Genomic DNA, 22,754 nt, shown 5'->3' with positions numbered 1-22,754 from the left:
GGCTTCGACCGTCGGACCGCCGCGAGTGCCGGCCCACGACCGCAATCGTTTACTATCGGGATGTGGGCCCGAGAAGGTATGGACGAACTATTCGCACAGGATCTCGGCGGAAAGACCATCGTCGGAACCGACGGCACCGCGTTCGGCACGCTCCACACCATTACGATCGAACCCAAGTCCGGCGCGCTCCGCGATCTCGTCGTCGATCCCGGCGACCACTCCCCCTCGTCGATCACGCCTCGCACCGACGACGACCGGCTGCGAATCCCCGTCAGCCGGATCAAGCGAGTGAGCGACCAAATCGTCGTCCGCCCCGATGACGACCGCGGGCGGTGACGGGGGATTGACGACGATCATACTGCCGGACAAAACTATTCACACGTCGGTCGCATTCGAACGGTCGTCGCCACAAGCGACGATCCGTGAGACGCGATCGAGTGNCACGTCGGTCGCATTCGAACGGTCGTCGCCACAAGCGACGATCCGTGAGACGCGATCGAGTGTTCACTGACTTTTGTCCGGCAGTATCAGTACGCGCTCATTCCGGTCAGTTCCTTGCCGACGATGAGCTTCTGGATCTCGGTCGTTCCGTCCGGGATCGTCATTACCCGGGCGTCGCGGTAGTACCGCTCCATCCGGTTTTCGAGATCGAGCCCCGCGGCACCGAGAACCTGGAGCGCGTCGCTCGTCGCTTCGATCGACTGCTCGCAGGCGTAGCCCTTTGCGAGCGACGAGAGCAGTCGGGCGTCGGAGTCGCCATCGACGAGCGCTTCGGCGGCGCGCCGCGAGATGCCTCTCGAGGCTTCGATCGCCGCCCGAACGTCGTAGAGTTTCTCCTGCACCAACTGGTGCTGCGCGATCGGGTCGCCGAACGTCTCCCGTTCTTGGGCGTAGGCGAGCGCGTCGTCGAACGCGGCCTGCATGATCCCGACGGCCATGAATGCCATTCCCGTCCGCATGAACGAGAACATCACGTTCAACGGCTTGTGCTCGAAGAAGAGCTGACTGACGCTCTCCGGGAACGGGACGATTTCGGAGATGTCGTAGCCGTCGGCGATGGCGTCGCCGAAGATCGTCGAAAAGCGGTTCTCGACCGGAACGCGAACGTCGTCGAAGACCATGCGGCCGTTCGGGACGCCCTTCCAGCCCAGTTTGTTCATCTCCTCGGTCTCGAAGTCGGCGTTTGCCCGGTCGACCAGGAACATGTCCTGGACGTCCTCGGAGGCGTCGCGAGCGATAACAAGCGCGACGTCGGCGATCTGGGCGTTTCCGACCCAGACTTTCTCGCCGTTCAGCACGAACTCCTCGCCGTCCTTGCGCGCGACGGTGTTCGGGTGGGCCGTATCGCTGCCGCCTTCGGGTTCGGTCACCGCAAGACAGCCGATACACCGATTCTCTTCGAGTTTCGGGAGCATCGCCTGTCGCGTCTCGTCGGCCGCAAACCGGACGAACAGCGCCGGAAACGACATCTGCAGGGCGACGTTCAAACTCGGCCAGACGCGGCTGATCTCCTCCGAGGCGATGACGAACCGCCAGACATCCCCGAAGTATCGGTGGACCGTATCCGGTGTAAAGCCGATCCCGAGTTCTTCCAGATCCTCGAGGTAGCCCACGAGTTCGTCTCGGGTCATCGGCCCGTTGCGATCCGCCTCGTCGACGATCGGCTCGATTTCGGTCTCGAGGTACGTTCGGAGGTCGTCGCGAAACGTCGTCTGGTCGTCGGTCAGGCGCATTTATGACTCCGCGGATGCGGGAACCTGGTCAGACAGCGAGTTCATGATCGGTGCGAGGCGGGTGCCCTTGTGGACCGGGCCGTCCATCTGGTACTGCTGTTGCATGAACCCCTGAATCGGATCGACACGGCCGACGATGAGCCCGACGAGCGTGTCCGCCGGGCCGGTGATCTCGAGCATCGGGTCGTCGAGCGTGCCCGCCCCGCCGGTCATCGTCTGCTCGGTTCCGTCGACCTCGAGGTGGCCAGCCATCGGGCAGTCGTCGGCCTCGAAGGTGACGGTGATGTCGTCGTCGATGCTCTCTTTCACCTCGGGTGAACTCTCGACGAGGACGTTCATGCCGGCCCAGAGCAGTTCCTGGAACTGATCCGCGGTCTCGGGGTTCTCGGAGACGAACGACGCGATGTCCATCGTCTCCATCCGCGCTACCACGCGGCCGAACGTCTCTGGGTGCTCGCGGACGAGATCCTCGGTCTGGCCCTCCATTCGGCCGAGCAGTTCCGGGAGATCGTCTTCGAGTTCGTCGTCGGATTGCTCGAGCGATTCGTCGATGTCCTGAATCAGGTCGGTGTCGGTCATGGGTATCGATTCGGGCTCACCGCGCGGATGAGTCCCGCTGGTAGTGAATAGGGAACACCCGACGAACAGTGTGATCCGTGGAATGCGCGGACATTTATAACGGTCCGTGCGACGGTCGGCGAGCGGTCAGTTGTTTCGGGAGCGACTGTCGCCGGACGGGTGTCGGAGATCGTACTTCCAAAGCCGGTCCGTCCCCGGCAGGTGGCTCCCGCCGACCTCGACGACCCCGTGTTTGGTCGCGAGGAGGTAGACGAACAGGGCTCCGAAGAACGTCGCCGGCGTCAACACGAGATGCCACCATAGCGACGATTCGATCTCGTACCCGTTTGCGACGAGCAGTTCGCCGATCGTTTCCAGTGCGAACAACACCGCAGGGTGGACGACGTAGACGCCGACGGCGTACTTTCCCCACGACGGTAACGAGGTCGACCGCCCGAGGGACGGTCGCGAGAGGAGAAACGCGAACAGCGAGAGCGTGACCAGTACGGTGACGACCGAGTAACTGGCTGTGTAGACGCCGTGTGCGAACGTCTCGTCGCCCACGACGTACCCCAGGACGTAGCGTTCGCCGACGTGGAGCGCGCTGAAGAGGACGGTCGCTCCGAGATAGCGCCTGCTCCACTCGGGGGCCGGCTGCCAGTCCCGCGAGGCGATGTAATACCCGAGACTCGTATAAAAGAACCCGAAGAACAACGCATCCCTGATCTCGAACGGCACGTCCACGAACATCGTGTAGCTCGCCCCGAGCAGCCCGACGACGTGGAACGAGACCGAGATCGGCAACAGGTACGACGTTTTGTCCGCGAGCACGAACAGACAGATCAATCCGAGCGAAACCAGGAGCGCCGGGAGAAACCACAGGATTTCCGACACGGAATTGCCGTAGTAGAACAACGCCACCGGCGACGTGAACTCGGCCAACTTGCCGACGACGCTGGCCGTGACAGCCTGATCGTGGATCCCGGCGCGCGCGGCGGTTCCCGCGAGAAAAACCGGTGCGGAAAGCAACAGCCCGAACACATAAATCGAGGCGATCGTTGTCGCTCGTTTCACGAAGTAGCTGACGGGATCGCGATTCGCCGTCTTCCGGGCGAAAAAGTACCCCGACGTCACGAAGAAAAACGGGACTGCGAATCTCGCCGAGCTGTCGATTGCGAAATTTATCATATTTCCATATATAGTAATATTCCTGAATAGATCTGTGTGAATGGCGACAACGAACAGCATCGCAATTATCCGCATCGAATCGATACTATGGATTCGTTCGCCCATAACCCGGCCAACCACATTTCTACCTATGATCCTTTTGCCTCAGGTAAACGGTTCGTCGACTTGTAATTTTGTCATCTATAGAATCATTCTGTGTATATTAAAGATATATGATATTCACCCTGGCAGCTGCATCGTGCGACAAACCGATTACTGAACTCGACTCGAGTTCAGCACGAATCGAGAGCAGTCGCTGAGACGGACTGCTGGCAATCAGTTTCGGCACATCCACGACCCGGTCCTGGGTTGTGTCGGGAAACCGGGACAGCAGATCGACTTGAAACGACTCAGGTGTCTGCTTCGGCTGCTGTGCCCTCCCGAAGCGCCTGCTTGTCCGTCTTTCCGATATCAGTGAGCGGGATCGACTCGACGAACGTCACCGTCGACGGGAGGGCCTGTCGTGGCACCGTACCCTCGAGATGGTCGCGAACGTCCTGTTCGGTTACGTCCGCATCCGGTTCCGATTCGATGAAGATGTGGACGCGCTCGCTGCCCGGCCGCTCCGGATCGGGGACGCCGACCGTGGCCGGTCGTTCGACGCCCTCGAGACCGTAGAGGATCTCGTCGACTTCCTCGGAGTAGACCTTCAACCCCGAGACGTTGATCATGTTCTTGATGCGGTCGACGACGTAGAATCGACCGCTTGCGTCGACTTTCGCGATGTCTCCCGTGGCGACGTATCCCTCCTCGTCGAACGGGTCTCTCTCCTCGTCGAGATATCCGGCCATCCGTTGTGGCCCCTTCACGAGGAGTTCGCCCTCGAGTTCGTCGTCGACGGCGCGGTCGATCGGAATCGCCTCGCCGGAGTCGATATCGCGGAGTTTGACGCTCGTATCGGGGACCGGAATTCCGATGGTCGGATGGTCCAACCCGTCCTCGCTCTCACCGCCGGCGAGGAGTTCGTAGAGCCCGTGTACGTCGAAGTGGGTGATCGGGGACATCTCCGAGAGGCCGTAGCCCTGGGACACGCCGCCGGCCTCGCGTTCGAACTGCGACTTCGTCTCGACCGCGAGGGGAGCGGAGCCGGAGATGCCGACGACCGAGGAGGCGACCTCCTCGTCGACCAATTCCATGAACTGGGTCGGCACGCCGAGCATGAGCAGCGGTTCGTGGCGCTCGACCAGGTCGCGCATCTGCACCGTATCCCTGGCGTCGGGAACGACCAGCATGTCGAGGCCGAGTTCGAGCAGGCTGTTCGTGATCGAGTAGCCGTAGGCGTGATACATCGGCAGCGCCATCACGGCCGCCTCGCTGCCGCGCATCGCCGCTGCTAACTGGGACTGCACGGCGACGCCCTGGAGCGCGTTCGCCACCAGATTCCGGTGGGTCAGCAGACACCCCTTCGGCAAGCCGGTCGTCCCGCCCGTAAACAACAGCGTGTGCACGTCCGTTTCGACGCTGAACTCGACGGTGGGCGGGTCCGGTTCCGTCGCGTCGATGACCGGGCGGAGCCATTCGGCTCCGTCGATCGTCTCTCGCTCGCCCTCGTCCGGCGGGTCCGCCGAGTAGTCCTCGAGCGACGTGAGGAGCACGTGCTCGAGTTCGAGTTCAGTTTGGAGCGACCGGATGAGATCGAGGTGTTTGTCGTGGCCGATCAGTACGTCGGGATCGCCTTGCTCGAGTCGGTAGACGAGGTCGTCCTCGGCGTCGAGGAAGTCGTTCGGGATGTGGACGCCGCCGGCCCGCGAGATGGCGTTGGTGGCGACGACGAACTGGACGGATGTCGGGAGGATCGTTGCGACTCTGTGACCCTTCTCGATGCCGCGCTGGCGCAGCGCCGTCGCCAGTCGGTCGACGTCCTCGCGGATGTCGGGGTAGGGGAATCGTTGGCCTAACTGGACGATTCCCTGCGCTGGATGCTCCTCTGCAGCGTCGTACAGGAACTGATGAACCGGTTCGTCGGGATAGGGTTCGAGCGATTCGGGGATGCCGAACCGTTCGTACGCCGCCGTCCAGGGTGTCGCGTCTCGGGACATTCGGTCACGCTATCACCCCTGCGTTGCTAAAGCGTACTCGCTGGGATACGCGGTCGTTGAAGACCGAAGCGGGACACGGCCGCGGTCGGATAGTCGTGCGAGGATCCGTAGCCGATCGACTGCTCGGTACCGGCCTCTCCACTGATATAAATCGCCTGCGATCCGTCGAAAAACGCCCTTCGTCGTTGCCGGTGGTGCTCACCGTATGGATTTCGGACTGGACGAGAAGACCGCTCTCGTGACGGGAGCGGGCGGACGCATCGGCAGCGTCGACTGCGAAACACTCGCCGCGGAAGGGGCAGAGGTGATCGCGCTGGACGTCGACACCGACGCGGCGCAGACCGTCGTCGACGACATCGAAGACGCCGGCGGGACGGCGCGCACGCTCGAGTGCGACCTGACCGATCGCGACGCGGTCGCGGAGACGATTTCGGCGGTCGACGAGGACACTGGCGGGATCGACGTGCTGATCAACAACGCGGGACTGGTCGACGCCCGCGACAAGGTCGAGGACTTCGACGACGAGATCTGGGACCGCGACGTGGCGGTCAACCTGACGGGAACCTACAACGTCACCCGCGCCGTCTATCCGGGGATGAAAGAGCGCGGATGGGGCCGCATCGTCACCATGTCCTCGGTCGCCGGCTGGCACGGCGGCTTCGGACAGGCGTCGTACTCGGCGACGAAGTCGGCGCTGATCGGCTTCGGCAAGACGCTTGCCTTAGAGGGCGCACAGCACGGTATTACGAGTAATGTCGTCGCCCCGAGTATCGTCGTCGGCGCGCTCGCAGATCTGCCCCTCGAGCAGCTCGAACAGGTCGACGAACACTTCGCTCGAATCGCCGAGGCAACCCCGATGCGACGACTCGGCCGGGAGGAAGACGTCGCGAACCTGATCGCGTACCTCTGCTCGGAGCAGGCCGATTACGTCACCGGACAGGTCGTCGGCGTCACCGGCGGTGTCGACCTCTTTACGTTCTGAGAGAGAGTGAGAGTGAGTGAGTGAGAGCGTTGACGCCGCGTCGCGTCGAGTTCAGCCATCACGGAACGATCTGAGCCAGCAGTTTCGCCTCGATCTTTCGCAGGTGCCCCCCAACCGTTCCGCCAGTACAGCCGAGTTCGTCGCCGATATCCGCGTGAGTCACCTCGCGCGGCACGTTGTAGTAGCCCATATCGACTGCGGTCTCGAGAATCTCCTGCTGTCGCTCGGTGAGCTGTGAAAACAGCCGATCCGTGTTCGGCTCGTAGGTCCCCGTCTTGAGGAGTTTGATCCGAATCCCGTCGGGAACGTCCGGAATCGCCTGCTGAAAGCTCCCCACGTCGCCGATCATCGTCACGCGCAATCCCCCGCGTCGCGTGTACTCCAGGGGCGTATCGAAGATGAACTCGAACTCGCGGAACATGCTCAAGAGCCCGACGAGCCTGTCGTGGGCTTCGACGTGGATGTAGGCGTGGATCGCGTCGTCCGCCTCCGAAAGATGGTACATGCGAACCATCGTTGAATCCGTCAGAATCGACTCGAGCGCCGCTGCATCACCGGACAGTTGATAGAGCGTGACGATCGTATCGTCGGCGAGGAGATTGACGTTGTGGAGGAGTTCACGCGCGATATCGGGATGATCTGCAATCTGCTGATCGACGGGGTGTAACCCCTCGTTGTCCGGGATAACGATGCACTTTGCGTATCTCATCTCGTGAGAATCACCTCACTGTGAACATACTTCTTGGTATCGTCTGACAGAGTTGGTGACATCCAGGGTTTCGAATACGACTCGAACGCGGGACTGGAAGCGGAACGGACACCACTCATCGGCCGGCGGTTTCCGTACCGAACTGGACGGGTTTGCATCGGCGAGACCACCGCCATCACGCCGGCAACTCCGCAGTGAAGTCACCGTGCACTGCGAGTCCGCGGTCGAGAACGTCGTACTGGTGGTAAAGCGTTACCCCCTGTTTGACCGACGAATCACTTTTTACACCCAGCGCGGAAGCAGCCTTGAGAAGCGGCGTGACTGCGCGCGAGAGCCACCGTTGACGGCGTGACGACGGCATAATCCGGTCGTAGTGGTCGTCGAACGTCACGTTCGTAAAGCCGGCCGCTTCGAGTTCAGTTCTGAACTCGCTGACGTGTGCGAGTTCGGGAACGGCCCACCCGTCGAGTACCGTTCGGACCGTCTCTTTTTCCGGTGCCGTCAGCGCCGTTCGGCTCATGTAGCCGTCGGAGAGCAGCACGCGTCCGCCCGGCGCGAGGACGCGGCGGATTTCCTCGAGTACGCGGTCCTTTTGCGCGGAGTGACAGACCGTTTCGATACCGGAGATCGCGTCGAACGTGTCGTCGGGGTACGGAATGTCGTGATAGGTACCGACGCTGAACGCGGTCGATGCCGCCACGTCGCGTTCGCGAGCGTTCGCCCGAGCGTCGCGAACGTGAGACGGGTCGATATCGATGCCGTGAACGTCGGCGTCGCGTTCGGCCGCGATGTGGATCGGCAATCCGCCGCGCCCGGTCCCGATGTCCAGTATCGTATCCGTCTCGTCGGCGTCGAGTTTGTCGGCGTAGACGCTGTTCGAGTTCGTCATGGCTTCCCGATGGCTCGTGTGCGCGTCGTCGTAGAAGCCGTAGTGCAGGTTGACCTCACTCCAGAAAAACCGATACTCCCACGCGGTCTCGTTGTAGAACGAGACTATATCAGTAGTACTGAACGATTTCGGTTGCACACCCCGACACGCACCGGTGTGGCCGATAGTATTTCTCCCGCGTTTCCGCGTGTCTTTATACGTGTCCCGTGCTGACTGTCTCGGTCTTCGAACAGTAGTCAAAACGCCGACAGAACCACTCACACTGGCAGTATCGAGACGAACAGTACTGTGGCCTATTGCGCCCGGAATATAAATGACACCGTATACGAGGAGGAAAAATGATTACAAATCATGTTGGGTGTGTGCTTGTGACACCCAACAACCACCGGCAACTCGGGCGAACTGTAAACGACGGCACGGGACGGTCCCTGCTCGACGGCGAAGGGGGGCCGAACAGCACCGGAGGAGGTGCCTAACATGTACAACAAGAAACGGCTGCTGACCGGCACGGGTGCGTCGTTTCTCGCCGTTGCGTTCGTCGCGATCATCGTGCTGTCATCGGGGACGGCCTACGCCGCGCCGTTGGCCGCCGGCGGCTTTACCGTCGAGGCCGACGAGATCAGATCCGACGAGTTCCTCCTCTACCCCGGCGTCGGGGAGAGTAGCGAGGCACAGGCGACGCCCGTCGTCGTCGTCGAACAGCGAGGCGTCGAAATCGACGGCCTGGTGCTGACGAAAGAGCAGTCCGTCGATAACCTGCCCGGGATTGACGGGACGATCGAGATCTCCTTTACCACGGATGAAACCGTCGAAGCGGACGAACAGTACATCAAGTTGACCGGACTGAGCGCGGAGGAGGCGACGTTCAACGGCCAGGTGATCAACGACCAGTACAGCGACGATCCGAACCAGCAGTTCCAGCAGGCAGCCGGGGAGAACGCCGAACCCGAAGAGGGGCTGCTCACCGACGTAAGCGGTGACGCGCCCGGAATGGTGCAAGAAGATGTCGAGATCGAAATGGTGTATCTCGCGTCGAACGAGATCAGCCTGCCCGGTCTCGATGTCGATGTCGAGTACACGGACGAAGAGACGTGATCACTCATGGCAACCAAATCTAGCTACGACGACTCCACGAATACGACTGGACGGATCAAACGGCGCTGGGATCGATTTACCGCCTGGCGACTCCGGCGACCGTTCCTGGGTGGGCTCCTGTTATGTCTGGCCGGGATCATCATCACCTGGGTCCCGATGCAAATCCTGCCGGACCTTCTCTTCGTCGGCGGCGAGCTGACCGGCTTTCTCGCCATCGGCGTCGCGTTCGGCGTGTTGGTGTTCCTGACGGGCGTCTTCGCGCTGTACAAACCGGCCCACTCCGACGTGATCGGCGTCATTGGCATCGCCCTGTCGATTCTCTCGCTGGTCGGTTCACTCGGCGGATTACTGTTCGGGCTCCTATTCGGCATCCTCGGCGGTAACCTCTGTCTCGCGTGGAAACCCGACGAGGACCGCGTCCCCGATCGCGTCACTGAACCGAGCCCCGTCGACAACGCTGTCGCGGGCGCTCGCAAGCGCCTCCGGGCTATCGTCGGTCCGATCGTACGCAGACTCCGTGACCGTCTCGCGGCCGCGACCGAGACCGGGTCCGGGTCCGGGTCCGCAGAACACGGAAACGACCGATGAGTGAGAGCCATCGCCGCGGCACAACACGCGCCACCGAGCACCGAACCCGCGAGACGATCATCGCGAGAGAACACTGAGACGTGAGCTGACATGCTATGACTCGAACGACGTCCCTCCTCGTCGTCGCACTCGTCGTCCTCGCCAGCGTCATCTCGGGAATCGGTACCCTTCCCGTGGCCGCCCAGGAGACGAACGACGGCACCGTCACGGTGGAACTGGGATCGATCGAGGACGCAACCGTTTGCGCCCAGCAACTCACCTCCGGCACCAACGAACTCCTCGTTCGGAACGGGAGTTACGACAACACCACCGTCTACCTCGGCGAGAACAGACGCGTCGAACTCGAACAGACCCGGCCGGATGCAACGATGCTGCTCCGTACCGAACACCAGAGCGAGGCGCTAGACAACCTCTCCGCGGCCGGCGACTGTCTCCCTACCGAGGAGACGAATCTGACGATCACCGCTACGTCGATTACGACGCAGGGCCTGTCGGTCAACGGCTACTCGATCGAAGTCGGACCGGACAACGAGACGCCCGGAGCCGACGGATTCGGTGAACTCGATCTCGGGTCCCTCGAGCAGGACGACGACTCGAACGGTACCGACGACACTAACTCCTCGAACGACTCCAACGACTCCAACGAGAGCGACGACTCCAACGACTCCAACGAGAGCGACGACGAAAGTGACGAATCCCGGCCTGATGACAACGACCGAGATACTGACAACCGGAACGATTCCGGAGACGATACCGACGACTCGGACAAAGAAGACGAATCGAACGACGGGGACGATACGCCGACCGATGACGAGGAAACCGGGTCAGACGACGGTGACGGGAACGACACCGGCGAAAACGAAGGCGAGGACGAGAGTGGAGACGAGGGTGAAGACGAGACCGAAAACGAACACGAGAACGACGACCAGAACGACACCGAAACCGATCCGGTCACCGGCCCCGCCAACGAAACGCTCAACCACACCGAAGAGACGGCAGCGGACACGCTCAATCACACCGAGGAAACGGTCGAGAGCACCCTCAACCACACCGAAGAAACGACCGAAAACACACTCGATCACACCGAAGAAACAGTCGAGGGAACGCTCGACCACACCGAGAACACCACTTCCGACGTAACGCAGACGATCGCCGAGAACCCGAACGAAACGGACGAACAACTCGAAGAATCCCTCGCAGAAACCGGTGCGCACCTCGAAGAGACGATAACCGAAACCGGAGATCACATCAACGAAACGGTCGTGGGCACCGGCGAGCACCTCGAAGAGACGGGCAACGAGACGGGCGACCACATCGAGGAAACAGCCACCAACAGCACCGAGTTCCTCCGGGAAACAACCGAAGAAACGACCGGGATCCTCGCCCCGTGATCCGGAGCGTGCACGCCGAATCGATCACGAATCGCCACACTGCGAGGGCGGTGACGACCACCGACGATGAGTAGGAAACACCGACCATGAGTGAAGACGACTCGTCCATCGCCACGGCTTCGGCGTTCCGCGCTGAACTCGACGTACAGATCCTGCTCGCAGCCGTCATCGCCGGCGTTCTCGTCGACCTCACCGCGCTGTTGGTGCCGTTGCTCGGCCACCTCGGTGGCGGCGTCGTCGCCGGATTCGTCGCCGCATACGCCACCGGACGGATCGTCTCTGGACTCATTCACGCGATACTCGCGAGTTCACTCGTTGGCATTGCTGCAGGAACGGTGACGGGAACGCTCGGTGCCGTCCTTGGATTGTACAACGAGCCGCCGCTGCTGGTGTTCGGTTCGATCGGCCCCGTGAGTCCGATGGTTTCGGGGCTCGGATTCGCGAGTATCGTCCTGCTTGCACTCCTTTTCTCGCTCTTGACCGTCGCCGACGGCGTGCTTGGCGGCGTTGTCGGCGGTGGGCTCCGGATGCTGCTGCCCCGGTGACGGTCAGGATCGCGGTCGCGGTCTCAGCCCCGATTGTGGGTGCGGGTGTCGGCACCGTTGGAGAGCCGTCCAACCGTCACGAAGAACGGGACGGCTTCCGCTCGGCGATACTCTCTCTCTTCCATCTGGTCGATCACGTCCCGCCCCATCGACCGCCATTCGCTTCGCAATTCGTCGTATTCCGCCGCCGTCAACGGTCCATCGAGCATCGTTTCCCGGTCATCGGCTAACCCCGCTCCAGTCGCCTTCCGACGCGCAGCACGCACTGCACCGTCGCTATAGGGTGGTTCGATCGTCCGAACGTGATCGTATCGGCGCGTCTCGAGAACCTCGAGTGCCGCGTCGTCGAAGGCCTCGCGGGCGTCGGCACCGAGCGCAACGTCAGTGTCGATCCCGTCGAGGTAGGCGTCCCTGGCGCGTCGCTCGAGTGCGCCCTCCGCACGGACGCTCGATTCGATCTCGACGGCCTCGTTGTTCGGTTCGACGGCCGCGACGAGGTCCGTCGAGACGCGGGCGAACTCATCGAGCGCAGCTGCGGGATCGGGCAGATTGATCAACAGCGCCTGACAGACGACGAGATCGAAGGCGTCGTCGGGGAACGGCAACCGATGGGCGTCCCCAGCGACCGCCGGAACGAACTCGCCGGCAGCCCGCAGCAGTTCGGAATCGGCGTCACAGCCGATCACCGCACCAGGCGACTCCGCCGCGAGAACGCGGCTCAGTTCCCCCGTACCACAGCCGACGTCGAGGATCCGCTCGCGCGAGTCGAGTTCGAGCGGGGAAAGCGCCGCCCGGGAATCGTCCCACATGCCGGCCCGGGTCCGTCGCAGGTAGTCTTCGGAGAACTCGCGCACGAGCCCCGGTAGGCCGCTCGGGGGTAAAAGCAGGTCGATTTCGGCGACGGGGCCGGGAACGTGGCTCACACTGTCGGATAACAGTCAGCGAACACTCGATCGCATCTCACGGATCGTCGCTTGTGGCGACGACCGTTCGAGTGCGATCGACGTGCGAATAGTTTTGTCCGGCAGTATCAGTCGTCGCGCAGTTCTTTTACTTTCTGGATGTTCCAGGCGAAGCCGCGGCCGTCCTCCGTCGGAGTTTCGAGCGCGAAGGGCAGGTCGCGCAGGTCGGGGTGGTTAACGATCGCCCGCATCCCGTCTTCGCCGATATAGCCCTCCCCGATGAGGGCGTGCTCGTCCTTGTGCGTGCCAACGTCGTGCTTCGAGTCGTTCAGGTGGATGTACTGCAGGTACTCGAGACCGACCTCGTCGTCGAACCGGGAGACCGTTTCGTCCACGGCTTCGGGCGTCGTGAGATCGTTCCCCGCGACGAGCGTGTGGGCGGTATCGATACAGATGCCGATGTCCGTCTCGGTCCGGTCGATGATGCCCGCGAGATGAGCGAACTCGCCGCCGAGTTTGGTACCGCTGCCGGCGTCGGACTCGATGAGGATCCGCACGCCGTCGGGAACGTCGAGTTCGTCGATGAGGCTCGCGGCGTTGTCCAGGCCACCCTCGACGCCGGCTCCGGTGTGGGCACCGAGGTGGACGTTGACGTACGGAATTCCCAATCGGGAAGCGGCGTCGAGTTCAGCCTGCATGCTCTCTTTCGATTTCCGGCGGAGGTCGTCCTTGGGGGTACAGAGGTTGACGAGGTAGGCCGAGTGGATGACCCACGGCCCCTCGAGTCGGTCGTCGCTTTCCGCCCGGAATCCGTCGGCAGCCTCGTCGCTGATTTCTGGCTGTTGCCAGACCTGCGGCGAGGTCGTAAAGATCTGGCCGCAGTTCCCACCGAAGGCGAGCTGTCGGTGGACGGCATTGCGAACGTCGTCGTACGGCGGTGTTTCGTCGTCGGAGGAGACGCGCGAGCCGGAGATCGAAACGTGTGCGCCGACCTTCATGGTCATGGATTCTCGTCAGTACCGGTCCGTGATATGTATACCGGACCAGTGCGGACGGGGCCATCGCTCGGGAGTCAGCGATCGAAGATTTTCGAGTTGCGACTCGAGTGGCGGATGGCTCGACCGAAGCCCGGTTGTGTCTCGGAGCACGTCCCCGGGTCCGACGATCGCAGCTGAACTCTGCAGGCAACCGTCTGGAAAGCGGTCCGTATCGGGTGATTCATCGGCGCGTTCAGCGCTCTGGCGCGTCTGGAACTTGCCGATTTCGAATCCAGGCGTCGGCTCCGTACTTCCGCGCTGCGAGTTCGCGAGCGTCCTCGAGTTCGCCCTTGCGCCACCCGCCGTTTGCGGCGTCACACCAGTCACCGAGCGCTGCGGAAAGCGTCTCGACTGCCTCCTCGCGATCGATACCACTCTCTTGGCGGATACTCGTCACCCGGTCGGTGAACGTCTCCGTCTCGAGTTCGGTATCGAACGCACCGACGTGCCGGGTGGGCTCGCGGTCGTAGCTCAGCGACCCGTGCTGGATGACGACGTCGCGCTGGCGGTACTGGGCGTTGCCGCTGATCTTTCGCGCCCGTGTGGTGTCGCTCGCTGGGGCGACGATGTCGTGTGCCGGATTGATATCTCGCAGATAGCACGACGGTTTGTAAATCGACGACTGCTCGGTGCCGGCGAAATCGGCGTCGACGCCCATTCGCTCGAAGGCGTCGAGGATCGGCTCGCAAAACAGCGCGTAGCAGTCCATCAGGTCCCCCGGGACCTCGTCAGCCGGCGCGACGATCGTATAGGAAATATCAGCGTGCCGGTCGTGATAGATGCCGCCGCCGCCGGTCTGCCGACGAGTCACGTCGATTCCGTTGCGCTCGCAGAACTCCCAGTCGACCGTTTCCGCCTCCTGTCGGTATCCGAGCGAGAGCGTGCTGGGTTCCCACGAGTAAACGCGCACCGTTCGAACGCCGTCTTCGATCGCCGTCCGGGCAGCGATCTCCTCGAGAGCCATCTGGGTCGGGCCGTCGCGGACCTCGTCCGTAATGAGCCGCCATTCGCGGTCGGCAAGCGCTGTCATACGCTGTCACAGAACGGCATAACGGAAAGCGATTCCGCAGTTACTCGACCGATGTGTGGCTGTCGAACTGTACTACACTACTACTCTACCGGTAACGGAAAACCAAGCAACTGCGTCGGGATGCTCCGACGGGGATTCGAACCCCGGTCATTGCCTCGAGAGGGCAATATGATTGGCCGGACTACACTATCGGAGCACGTCGCGGTTCGTCGCGAGTGCATCCTGACGTAGCGCAGTACGATGTTTAAGCATTCCGTTTCGAATTAGGAATGTCTCACAGTCTCACGCCGGTCGCTCACTCCTCGAACGGCGACTTCGTCGCCTCCGGTTCGAAGCCATCGAGGCTGATAATGTTCTCTCGCCCGACACGCAGTTTGCTTATCGTTCCGTCGTCTTCCATCTCGGAGAGGAGCATACTTACCTTTGATTTGGACCATCCCGTCTCGTCGACGATGTTGACCTGCTTCATGCGACCACCGTTCTCCTGGATGAGTTTGACGACGCGATCCTCGTCGGTGAGCAGTTCCTCCTCCGTGAGTCCCACCGGCGTGGCGTTCGGGTCCGCCTCTGTATCGGGTTCCGTGGCACCCACACCACCCGCTGATTGTCTCTCCGAGTTCTGCTCGCCGGCCGCAGGCGTCTCGGATCGGGTCGCTGTGTTGGCGTGTGACCGTGATTGTGGCCCCGACTGCGAGTTCACCGTAGACGGTGAGCTGGCGGTGTTATCACGCCCGACAAAGGGGATCACGCCGGCTATCCCATCATCTTGGGACCGATATCGGACGCTGGCAAGGCCGAGCCCGAAGCCGACGACGAGCGTGAGAACGAGTGCGAGGACGAGAACGACCAGCGGGGAGGCAAACGCGTCCGTGCCGTCCTCGAAAACGCCCTCGAGAAAGCCGGTGTTCGAGGTGCCAGCCCCGCCTCCGGGCCCCTCTTGGTCGAAGACGACACGCGGCTGGCCCGGATAGAACTCTCGTTCCCCGCTCCAGCGAACGGACGTCCCCGACGACGGTGAGCCGTTGACGACATACTCGGGTTCGGGCTCGGCCTCCTGGACGGTCAGCCCATCGGCAGAGCGGATAACGAGCGATTGGTCCTCCATGATGTTCATCCCCTGGAAGACGTCACCGACAACGAGCGTGCCGTTATCGGCTGCAGCGAACCCGTGCCAGGTAAACGAGAGTTCAACGACGCCCGTCGGGTTGATCTGGTCCCGGACGAACGCCCGCCGCTCGAAATTCGAGGCGTCCATTTCCCGATCGGTGACAGTGGTTCCCGTTTCGACTAGCGAGTTCGATCGATTGACGAACCGCTGGTAGAACTCGGTTTCCTCGGATTCGAACTCGTCGGCGAACGTTTCGAAGTTTTCGCGGGTAGCGGTCTCGCTTTCGCTTTCATTTTCGGTTCCGGTCTCGTTCTCGGTATCCGAACTCTCTTCGAGCTGTTGTTCGTAGCGAAACGTCCAGGTTGCGCTGCCGTTTTCGTGGACCGTAACCTCGAACGTCGTGTCGTCGAAGTTCCGGGAGTTGAACTGATGCTGCTGTGATTGGGGTGCTGTCGCTGTCGAACCGGACATCTGGTTCTGGCTCTGGCTCTGGCTCTGGATCTGACTCTGGTAGTCGAAGCCCTCGAACTGCGAGGTGGCTGTCGTGTCCGAAGCGGTACCGGTTCCGACGGGTCCGGCCGGGAGTCCAGTCATCGCGAGGCCGCCGCTGACACTGATAACGGAGAGAACGATGATAACGACGAATCCGACGGAAACCGGCCGATTCATTCGTCCGTCACTACGTGCCGGAGCTAAAAATGCTTGTGAATATCGGACCGTACAGTACGAGTTCGTATCACCGCGCAAGCAGAACTCGCCGATGCGGTCCCTGTCGATACGCACAAACCCCTCGGTGGTGTATCCCGCGTATGGTCGTCAACCTCGCACAGGATGTGCAGGCGTTTACGAGCAACGTCTTTCTCGTCACCGGTGATCGAACGGTACTGATCGATGCCGGGGCGAACTTCGATGTCGTGGAGATGGTCCGCTCCCGAGTCGACGGACTCGATGCGGTCGTCCTCACGCATACTCACCCCGACCACGTCGGGAATCTCGATACCGTCACGAGCACCTTCGATGTCGATACCTGGGGGTACGATACGACCATCGACGGTGTGGACCACGCCATCGCGGACGAAGGAACCGTCGAACTCGGCGATCACGAGTTCACCGCGCTTCATACGCCCGGCCACAAGGACGACCACCTCTGTTTCTACGCTGCGGACCCGGGCATCCTCTTTGCGGGCGATCTGATCTTCCAGAACGGGAGTTTCGGCCGGACGGATCTCGAGGAAGGGAATCGCGAGGCGCTGATCGAAAGTATCGATCGCGTTCGCGAGTGGATCGACGGGGACCTCGAAGCGTTACACGCCGGCCACGGGCCGAGCGTGACGACCGATCCGTTCGAACACGTCGAACTCGCGGGGCGGATGGCACGACAGGTGTGAGTGCGGTGGCAGCCGAACTCGTTCTCAGTCGGCCTCGAAAAGGTGCGCATCACCGGGATCGAACCCGACCGTGATGTCGGTGCCGGTTTCGGGAACCGCCGGGAGCCGTAAGACGATCGGCATCTTGTTCCACCGTCCGTGGACGCGCACGCTCTCGCCGAGGAACTCGGTCGTCTCCACGGATACTTGAAAGCGGTTCTGCGAGGCAGTCTGGGATAGTTCGCCCGGCCGAACGCAGAACCCCAGTCGCGTCGCGTTCGGGGGAACGCCCGCGAGTTCGAACGTGGCGGCCGTCCCGCGCGTTCCGTCGGGAACGGCGACCGATGCTCGCCCTTCCCCTTCGTCTCCGGTTCCGATGCGGTCGACGACCGCGCCCTCGAAGACGTTGTTATCGCCGACGAACTCGGCGACGAACCGGGTTTCGGGTTCGCGATAGAGACGCTGTGGCCGCCCGACCTGCTCGACGCGGCCGTTTCGCATGACTGCGAGTCGATCCGAAATCGCGAGCGCTTCGGCCTGGTCGTGGGTGACGTAGACCGTCGTAATGTCGAGTTCGGTCTGAATCCGCGCGAGTTGTCGGCGCAGGGTCTCCCGAAGTCTGGCGTCGAGCGCGCTCATGGGTTCGTCGAGCAGGAGCAGGTCGGGTGCGGGCGCGAGTGCCCGAGCGAGCGCGACCCGCTGGCGCTGACCGCCCGAGAGTTGGTCGGGGGAGCGGTCGCCGTACCCCGCGAGATCGACGAGTTCGAGCAGTTCGGTAACGCGTTCGTCGACCGTCGTCCCCGCCGGCGGGGTTCGGAATCGCAGCCCGTAGCCGACGTTCTCGGCGACGGTCATGTGCGGAAAGAGGGCGTAACTCTGGAAGACGACGCCGACGTTTCGCCGCTCCGGCGGCACGCCGGCCATCGACTCCCCGTCGAAGGTGACGCTGCCGGCCGTGGGCTCCTCGAATCCCGCGATGATCCGCAGCGTCGTCGTCTTGCCACAGCCCGACGGCCCGACGAGCGTGAAGAACTCGCCGTCGTTCACGGTCAGGTCGACGTCCTGCAGCGCAACGGTCCCCGCCTCCGCCTTCGCCCCCGCATCGGCAGCGGTGTCAGCGCTCCCCCCGCTCCCGCCGTATCGCTTCGAGACGCCGGACAGCCGAAGCGTCGTCACAGTTCGTACCTCCCGCCGACGCGGTCGATGACGACGAAACTCGCCGCCGTCACGGCTAACAGAAGCGTCCCCATCGCGATCGCCGGACCGGAGCGTCGGCCGAGATAGCGTTCGACGGCGACGGGCATGGTGTAACTGCCGTTCCCGGACGCCAAAATCACCGTCGAAGAGAACTCGCCGATCGAGATGGCGAAGGCGAACGCCGCGCCCGCGACGATACCGCTCGCGACGAGCGGGAGTTCGATATCGAGGAGCGCCCGGAATCGCGATGCGCCGAGTGCGCGCGCGGATTCGACCATCGCCGAGTTCAGGTTCACGAGCAACGGCGAGACGTTTCGGGTGACGAACGGGTAGGCCGCGACGGCGTGGGCGACGATAATTGCGATCGGTCCCGTCACCTGGAGTCGCCAGCCGCCGGGCAGCGGGAGGCCGAAGACGAGCCCCTGCAGGAGGCCGATACCGAACACCACGCCGCTGACGGCGAGGGGAAGCATCGCGAGCGTGTCCACGAGCGTGCCGCTTCGGCCCGCACGGACGGTCAGCACCGAGATCACGACGCCCATCGGCACTGCGATGGCGAGCGTCGCGAGACCGAACAAAATCGAGTTCCGGATCGCGGGCCAGGGTAACGCCTGGTACTGCTCGCCGGCGAGTTGGCGCTCCAGCAGGAACGCGTAGTTGCGAAGGGTGAACCCGCCGCCATCGGTCACGCTCCCGACGACCAGACTCGCGATCGGGCCGACGAAGAGGACGAGCGCGAGGAGGCCGTAGCCGGCGATCGCGAGCCGGCGCGGCGACAGCGCCGTCCGCAGATCGGGGAATAAGGGCTCGGTCGGCGGTGCGGACGCCGCCTGCGAGAGTCCCGACCGGGCCGACTCGTACCGCAAATACGCGTAGGTGAGCCCGAGCGAGAGCAGCGTCTCCAGGACGGCGAGCGTCGCGGCGTCGGCGTAATCGAGGTTCTGAATCCGGTCGTAGATCCAGACCTCGACGGTCGCCAGTTGCAACCCGCCGAGTGCGAGCACGATGGGAAACGTCATGAACGTAAAGATGAACGTCAGGAGCGCGCCCGTGAGAACGGCCGGCGCGAGTTGCGGGACGACGATGTCGCGGAACGCGCGGCGCTTGCTCGCCCCGAGACTGCGGGCGGTTTCGACGGCCCGAACGTCGACGGACTCCCAGGCGGCGACGGTAACCCGCGCGACCAGCGGCGCGTTGTAGAACGCGTGCGCCAGGATCACGACCGCGAGCGGACTGGTCTCGATGAACGCGAACGGACCGATTCCCGCCGCGCCGAGCACCGAGTTCAGCGTGCCCGTCCGACCGAACATCGCGTAGAAGCCGACCGCGACCATGATCCCCGGCAGGACGAACGGCAGAATCGTCAGCGAGCGCAGCGTCCGCCGCCCGTAGAACTCGTAGTTCGCAAGGATGTACGCCGCGGGAAGGCCGATCGCGACGCTCGCGACCGTCGAAAGCGCCGCCTGAACGGCCGTGAATCCGAACAGTCCCTGCCGCACGGGCGGGACCGAAAGCGCGAACCAGGGGATCGGGACCGTAACGTCTACAGCTGGAATCGGAACGCTGAACGCGACCGTCAGCGACACCGAAATCGCGCTGACCCAGCCCGTAAGCGACCGAAGGTGCGCTCCGATCGCGAGCGGGTCCGCGAACACGTCGGCCAGCACGCCGACGTAGAACGGGTCCGTGAGAACCCCGGCGATGTGGGCGAGCGTCGGCCGTCCGTTCTCGAGGACGGCGTTCACGAAGACGATCCCCGTCGGCACGTACAGCATCACGACGAGGACCGCCGCCGTACAGAGCGCAGTCAGCGCGAGCGCGTGCCGTTCGAGCCAGGTTCGAACCCGCGAACTGAGCGGGCTCGCGGAGTCTGGTGGCCCCTTCGTCGCGGGGTGTTCGTCGGTCGACCGGTCGGCTGAACTCGCTGAATCCGCAGACTCCACCACCGCTGCTGACTCCGCTGACTCCGCCGAGTTCACCGACTCCCGTGACGATCGGTCCAACAGTTCCCGAAACCCCACGCAGACCACCTACTGACTCGCGAAGTCGCGCGCCCAGTCGTCGACCCACCCGTCGAGGTTGCCACGAAGGTCCTCGTAGCCGATCGTCACCGCCTCCGGCGGTTCGTGGGCGTACTGATCGAACTCGTCGTCCAGATCGACGTGTTCGTCCGCGACCGCGGGGAACTGGACGTTTCGCTCGGCGATCTCCGCCTGGGCCGCATTCGAGAGCGCGAAGTCGACGAACTCGTAGGCGAGGTCGACTTCGTCCGCGCCCTCGAAGATCGCCATCCCTTCGGGATTCGCGTACCCCTGGTCGTTCAAGAAGGCAGTCTGGTGTCGACTGAGGTCGTTCCCCTCCGCCGAGGCGAACACCTGATCGGTCGAGTACGAGACGATCATCGGACGCTCCTCGTTCATGTACGCTCCGTAGTAGGACTCGGTCCAGTCGTCGAGCACGCGAACGCCGTTGTCCGCGAGGTCCGCCCAGTACTCGAGGTAGCCGTCCTCGCCGAAGGCGTCGATCGTCCACAGCAGAAATGCCTGGCCGGGGTCGGAGGTCTGGGCGTTCTGGGCGATCAGCGCGTCCTCGTAGGCCGGATCGAGGAGGTCTTCGAACGTCTCGGGTTCGTCGACAGCGGTTTCGTCATAGACGAGACTGATGTAGCCGGTGTCGTACGCGAGGACGCGGCCGTGTGGGTCTCCCATATCGAGTCCATCGCGGATGCGATCCGACCGCTCGATCCGGTCGAGATTGAGTTCGCGAAAGAGGCCGCCGTCGTCTAAGTTGTCGTCGACGGTCACCAGGTCGTCGACGTTCAGACCGAGATACACGTCGGGATCGATCGTCCCACCCCGGGACGCCCGCGAGATGTAGTGGTTGATTCCCTGGTCCGGCAGGAGCGTCCACTCGAGTTCAGCGTCGGGATAGGTCGATTCGAACTCGTCTTTGAGCCACGGTCCTGCGGGGGTTTCGCCGTCGAGCATCGACTCGTAGGTGACGACCTCGAGCGTGCCCTCGAGATCCGGGTCGTCGGGTTCGGGGTCGGTCGTTTCGCCCCCGTTTTCCTCGTCGGTGTCGTCTCGCGTGAGACAGCCCGCGAGTCCGGCCGTGAGTCCCCCACCGAGTGCCGTAACGAACGGTCGGCGTTTCATTACCTGGTTGTTCCACTGCGTGGTTTTAAGCGCATCGTTCGCTTCCTCGACATCAGTAGGCGAGCGAACGGGACGGTGCAGTCGCTTAGTCCGGCGTTCCCGCGCGCCGAGCCGCAGCGAGCAACGCGTCGTAGGCCGCCGCGTACGCGTCCTCGATTCGGGCAGGATCGCGCCGGTCGTCGCTCCCGAGCGGCGGGAGTCGCACCCGGTCGATCGGGTCGAGATACTCGAGGACGTCCGGCACCCGCTTTTCGAGCGCGCCGTCTCTCGGACTCGAACTCGCTATTTCGCAGGCGCGACAGTACCGATCGCCCGGGTAGATCCGCGCGCGACCCGGTTCGACGGCCGCAACCGCGGTGACCGCCGCCGGATCGAGCGACTGCAGCGGCTGGGCGATGTCGCTGTAAGACTCGACGACGGCGACCTCCGCGGCCTCGAGTTCGTCCGCGAGTTCGGCGAACGCCGGGACGTAGCGCCGTTCGGCGAGGTCGTTGAACTCGTCGACGCTCTCGACGGGAATCGCATCCTCAAGCGGCAGCGCCTCGACGACCGCCGGCGGCACGTCGGCGGTTGCGTTGCGCACGAACGTCGCGTCCTCACCCCGTCCGAGACGGTCGACGATGAACTCGCGGTCGCGCTGGCCGAAGAGCCCGGTTCCGCCGCCGGGCGTCGGTCGCCAGAGGCGGTGGACTGGATTGAGCCGTTCGGGCGTGCGACCGCGTTCCTCCGCCCTTGCGAGTCGATACGCGTCCTTGCCGTAGAGTCGACCCTCGGCGAGTGCGCGCCGACAGTCGTCGTGGTCGAACCAGAAGTCGTTGCCGGCGCGCGGTTTGTAGCCGCGGACACCGGTTCGTTCGAGCAGGCCGACCGAGAACGTGGTCTTGCCGGCGTCGACCCGGTCGGTCCCGACGACGAGGAGAATCATCTACTCGTCCGTTTTCAGCCCGTAGTAGCCGGGTTCGTCGTCGCTTCGGGGCTCGGCGACCACGAGTTCGGACGCGTTGGTCATGATCCACGGGATGGCCCAGTCGAGCAGGATGGATTCGGTCTCCTGTTCGATCTCCGCGTCGGGTTCGAGCCCCTGGAGCATGCGGGCGATTTCGTAGACGGTGTACATCTGGTCCGCTTCGAGCAGTTCCGCGGGGGTGTAGAAGTCACACGGAGGGAGGCTGTCGAACTCGGATTTCGAAACGGGCATGATA

At 63.2% G+C, this 22,754-nt stretch carries 22 protein-coding genes and 1 tRNA gene; 7 read left to right on the top strand and 16 right to left on the bottom strand.

What is annotated here, in order from left to right:
- The first annotated feature begins 78 nt into the window (after positions 1–78).
- Positions 79–336: a PRC-barrel domain-containing protein gene (locus C480_RS13040; RefSeq protein WP_006666080.1), complete on the top strand. Its 258-nt coding sequence runs from the start codon at positions 79–81 to the stop codon at positions 334–336.
- Between the two features lie 191 nt (positions 337–527).
- On the opposite strand, the gene C480_RS13030 is transcribed toward C480_RS13040, so the two are convergent.
- The 4 genes from C480_RS13030 to C480_RS13015 form a co-directional block, all read right to left on the bottom strand.
- Entirely contained in the window at positions 528–1,733 is a 1,206-nt protein-coding gene (locus C480_RS13030) for an acyl-CoA dehydrogenase family protein (RefSeq protein WP_006666078.1), read from the bottom strand.
- Complete coding sequence (locus C480_RS13025; protein WP_006666077.1) at positions 1,734–2,312, bottom strand: SCP2 sterol-binding domain-containing protein; 579 nt, start codon at positions 2,310–2,312, stop codon at positions 1,734–1,736. It abuts the gene before it with no gap.
- 126 nt (positions 2,313–2,438) lie between these two features.
- Entirely contained in the window at positions 2,439–3,584 is a 1,146-nt protein-coding gene (locus tag C480_RS13020) for an acyltransferase (protein WP_083873378.1), read from the bottom strand.
- A gap of 284 nt (positions 3,585–3,868) precedes the next feature.
- Positions 3,869–5,557, bottom strand: coding sequence for an AMP-binding protein (locus C480_RS13015; RefSeq protein ID WP_006666075.1), 1,689 nt, complete (start codon positions 5,555–5,557; stop codon positions 3,869–3,871).
- Positions 5,558–5,762: 205 nt separating this feature from the next.
- Between C480_RS13015 and C480_RS13010 the strand changes: the two genes are divergently transcribed.
- Positions 5,763–6,539, top strand: coding sequence for an SDR family NAD(P)-dependent oxidoreductase (locus C480_RS13010; RefSeq protein WP_006666074.1), 777 nt, complete (start codon positions 5,763–5,765; stop codon positions 6,537–6,539).
- Between the two features lie 58 nt (positions 6,540–6,597).
- Here the strand turns inward: C480_RS13010 and C480_RS13005 are convergent, their stop codons facing one another.
- Together C480_RS13005 and C480_RS13000 are read right to left on the bottom strand one after the other, a co-directional pair.
- Positions 6,598–7,248 carry a helix-turn-helix domain-containing protein gene (locus C480_RS13005; protein ID WP_006666073.1) on the bottom strand — a complete coding sequence of 217 codons (651 nt, stop codon included), beginning with the start codon at positions 7,246–7,248 and terminating at the stop codon, positions 6,598–6,600.
- Positions 7,249–7,423: 175 nt separating this feature from the next.
- Positions 7,424–8,275 carry a methyltransferase domain-containing protein gene (locus C480_RS13000; protein WP_006666072.1) on the bottom strand — a complete coding sequence of 284 codons (852 nt, stop codon included), beginning with the start codon at positions 8,273–8,275 and terminating at the stop codon, positions 7,424–7,426.
- A gap of 339 nt (positions 8,276–8,614) precedes the next feature.
- Here C480_RS13000 and C480_RS12995 point away from each other — a divergent pair, with 339 nt between their 5' ends.
- The 4 genes from C480_RS12995 (at position 8,615) to C480_RS12980 (ending at position 11,756) form a co-directional block, all read left to right on the top strand.
- Entirely contained in the window at positions 8,615–9,232 is a 618-nt protein-coding gene (locus tag C480_RS12995; protein WP_006666071.1) for a DUF6230 family protein, read from the top strand.
- 6 nt (positions 9,233–9,238) lie between these two features.
- A complete protein-coding gene (locus C480_RS12990) occupies positions 9,239–9,820 on the top strand; it encodes a DUF6114 domain-containing protein (protein WP_006666070.1) in 582 nt (193 codons plus the stop codon).
- 95 nt (positions 9,821–9,915) lie between these two features.
- Positions 9,916–11,211, top strand: a complete 1,296-nt coding sequence (locus C480_RS12985) for a hypothetical protein (RefSeq protein ID WP_006666069.1) — start codon at positions 9,916–9,918, stop codon at positions 11,209–11,211.
- 86 nt (positions 11,212–11,297) lie between these two features.
- The gene (locus tag C480_RS12980; RefSeq protein WP_006666068.1) at positions 11,298–11,756 is read left to right on the top strand and encodes a hypothetical protein; all 459 of its coding nucleotides are present in this window, start codon (positions 11,298–11,300) and stop codon (positions 11,754–11,756) included.
- Positions 11,757–11,779: 23 nt separating this feature from the next.
- Here C480_RS12980 and C480_RS12975 read toward each other — a convergent pair whose 3' ends face one another.
- From C480_RS12975 to C480_RS12955, 5 genes are all read right to left on the bottom strand, one after another.
- On the bottom strand, positions 11,780–12,610 hold the full coding sequence (locus tag C480_RS12975; protein ID WP_049903653.1) for a class I SAM-dependent methyltransferase: 831 nt from the start codon (positions 12,608–12,610) through the stop codon (positions 11,780–11,782).
- Positions 12,611–12,786: 176 nt separating this feature from the next.
- Positions 12,787–13,656 carry a deoxyribonuclease IV gene (locus tag C480_RS12970; protein WP_006666066.1) on the bottom strand — a complete coding sequence of 290 codons (870 nt, stop codon included), beginning with the start codon at positions 13,654–13,656 and terminating at the stop codon, positions 12,787–12,789.
- A 232-nt stretch (positions 13,657–13,888) separates the two neighbouring features.
- Positions 13,889–14,725 (bottom strand): lipoate--protein ligase family protein, encoded by an 837-nt coding sequence (locus tag C480_RS12965; RefSeq protein ID WP_006666065.1) that lies wholly within the window; start codon positions 14,723–14,725, stop codon positions 13,889–13,891.
- Positions 14,726–14,846: 121 nt separating this feature from the next.
- Positions 14,847–14,921 (bottom strand) — tRNA-Glu (locus tag C480_RS12960).
- Positions 14,922–15,020: 99 nt separating this feature from the next.
- Positions 15,021–16,502 (bottom strand): helix-turn-helix transcriptional regulator, encoded by a 1,482-nt coding sequence (locus C480_RS12955; RefSeq protein ID WP_006666064.1) that lies wholly within the window; start codon positions 16,500–16,502, stop codon positions 15,021–15,023.
- Between the two features lie 140 nt (positions 16,503–16,642).
- On the opposite strand from C480_RS12955, the gene C480_RS12950 reads away from it, so the two are divergent.
- Positions 16,643–17,221 (top strand): MBL fold metallo-hydrolase, encoded by a 579-nt coding sequence (locus tag C480_RS12950; RefSeq protein WP_006666063.1) that lies wholly within the window; start codon positions 16,643–16,645, stop codon positions 17,219–17,221.
- A 24-nt stretch (positions 17,222–17,245) separates the two neighbouring features.
- On the opposite strand, the gene C480_RS12945 is transcribed toward C480_RS12950, so the two are convergent.
- From C480_RS12945 to C480_RS12925, 5 genes are all read right to left on the bottom strand, one after another.
- On the bottom strand, positions 17,246–18,376 hold the full coding sequence (locus C480_RS12945) for an ABC transporter ATP-binding protein (protein WP_006666062.1): 1,131 nt from the start codon (positions 18,374–18,376) through the stop codon (positions 17,246–17,248).
- Positions 18,373–20,427: an ABC transporter permease gene (locus C480_RS12940; RefSeq protein WP_006666061.1), complete on the bottom strand. Its 2,055-nt coding sequence runs from the start codon at positions 20,425–20,427 to the stop codon at positions 18,373–18,375. Before C480_RS12940 ends, C480_RS12945 begins: the two co-directional genes overlap by 4 nt.
- A complete protein-coding gene (locus C480_RS12935) occupies positions 20,428–21,552 on the bottom strand; it encodes a thiamine ABC transporter substrate-binding protein (RefSeq protein ID WP_006666060.1) in 1,125 nt (374 codons plus the stop codon). It lies immediately after the preceding gene.
- A gap of 85 nt (positions 21,553–21,637) precedes the next feature.
- Positions 21,638–22,477 (bottom strand): hypothetical protein, encoded by an 840-nt coding sequence (locus tag C480_RS12930; protein ID WP_006666059.1) that lies wholly within the window; start codon positions 22,475–22,477, stop codon positions 21,638–21,640.
- Positions 22,478–22,750 carry a DUF5827 family protein gene (locus C480_RS12925; RefSeq protein WP_006666058.1) on the bottom strand — a complete coding sequence of 91 codons (273 nt, stop codon included), beginning with the start codon at positions 22,748–22,750 and terminating at the stop codon, positions 22,478–22,480.
- Positions 22,751–22,754 lie beyond the last annotated feature (4 nt).

The organism is Natrialba aegyptia DSM 13077 (assembly GCF_000337535.1).
In the GTDB taxonomy this organism is placed as follows: Archaea; Halobacteriota; Halobacteria; order Halobacteriales; family Natrialbaceae; genus Natrialba; species Natrialba aegyptia.
The sequence above is the reverse complement of the archived record's forward strand: the minus strand, read 5'-3'. Positions and strand labels throughout refer to the sequence as shown.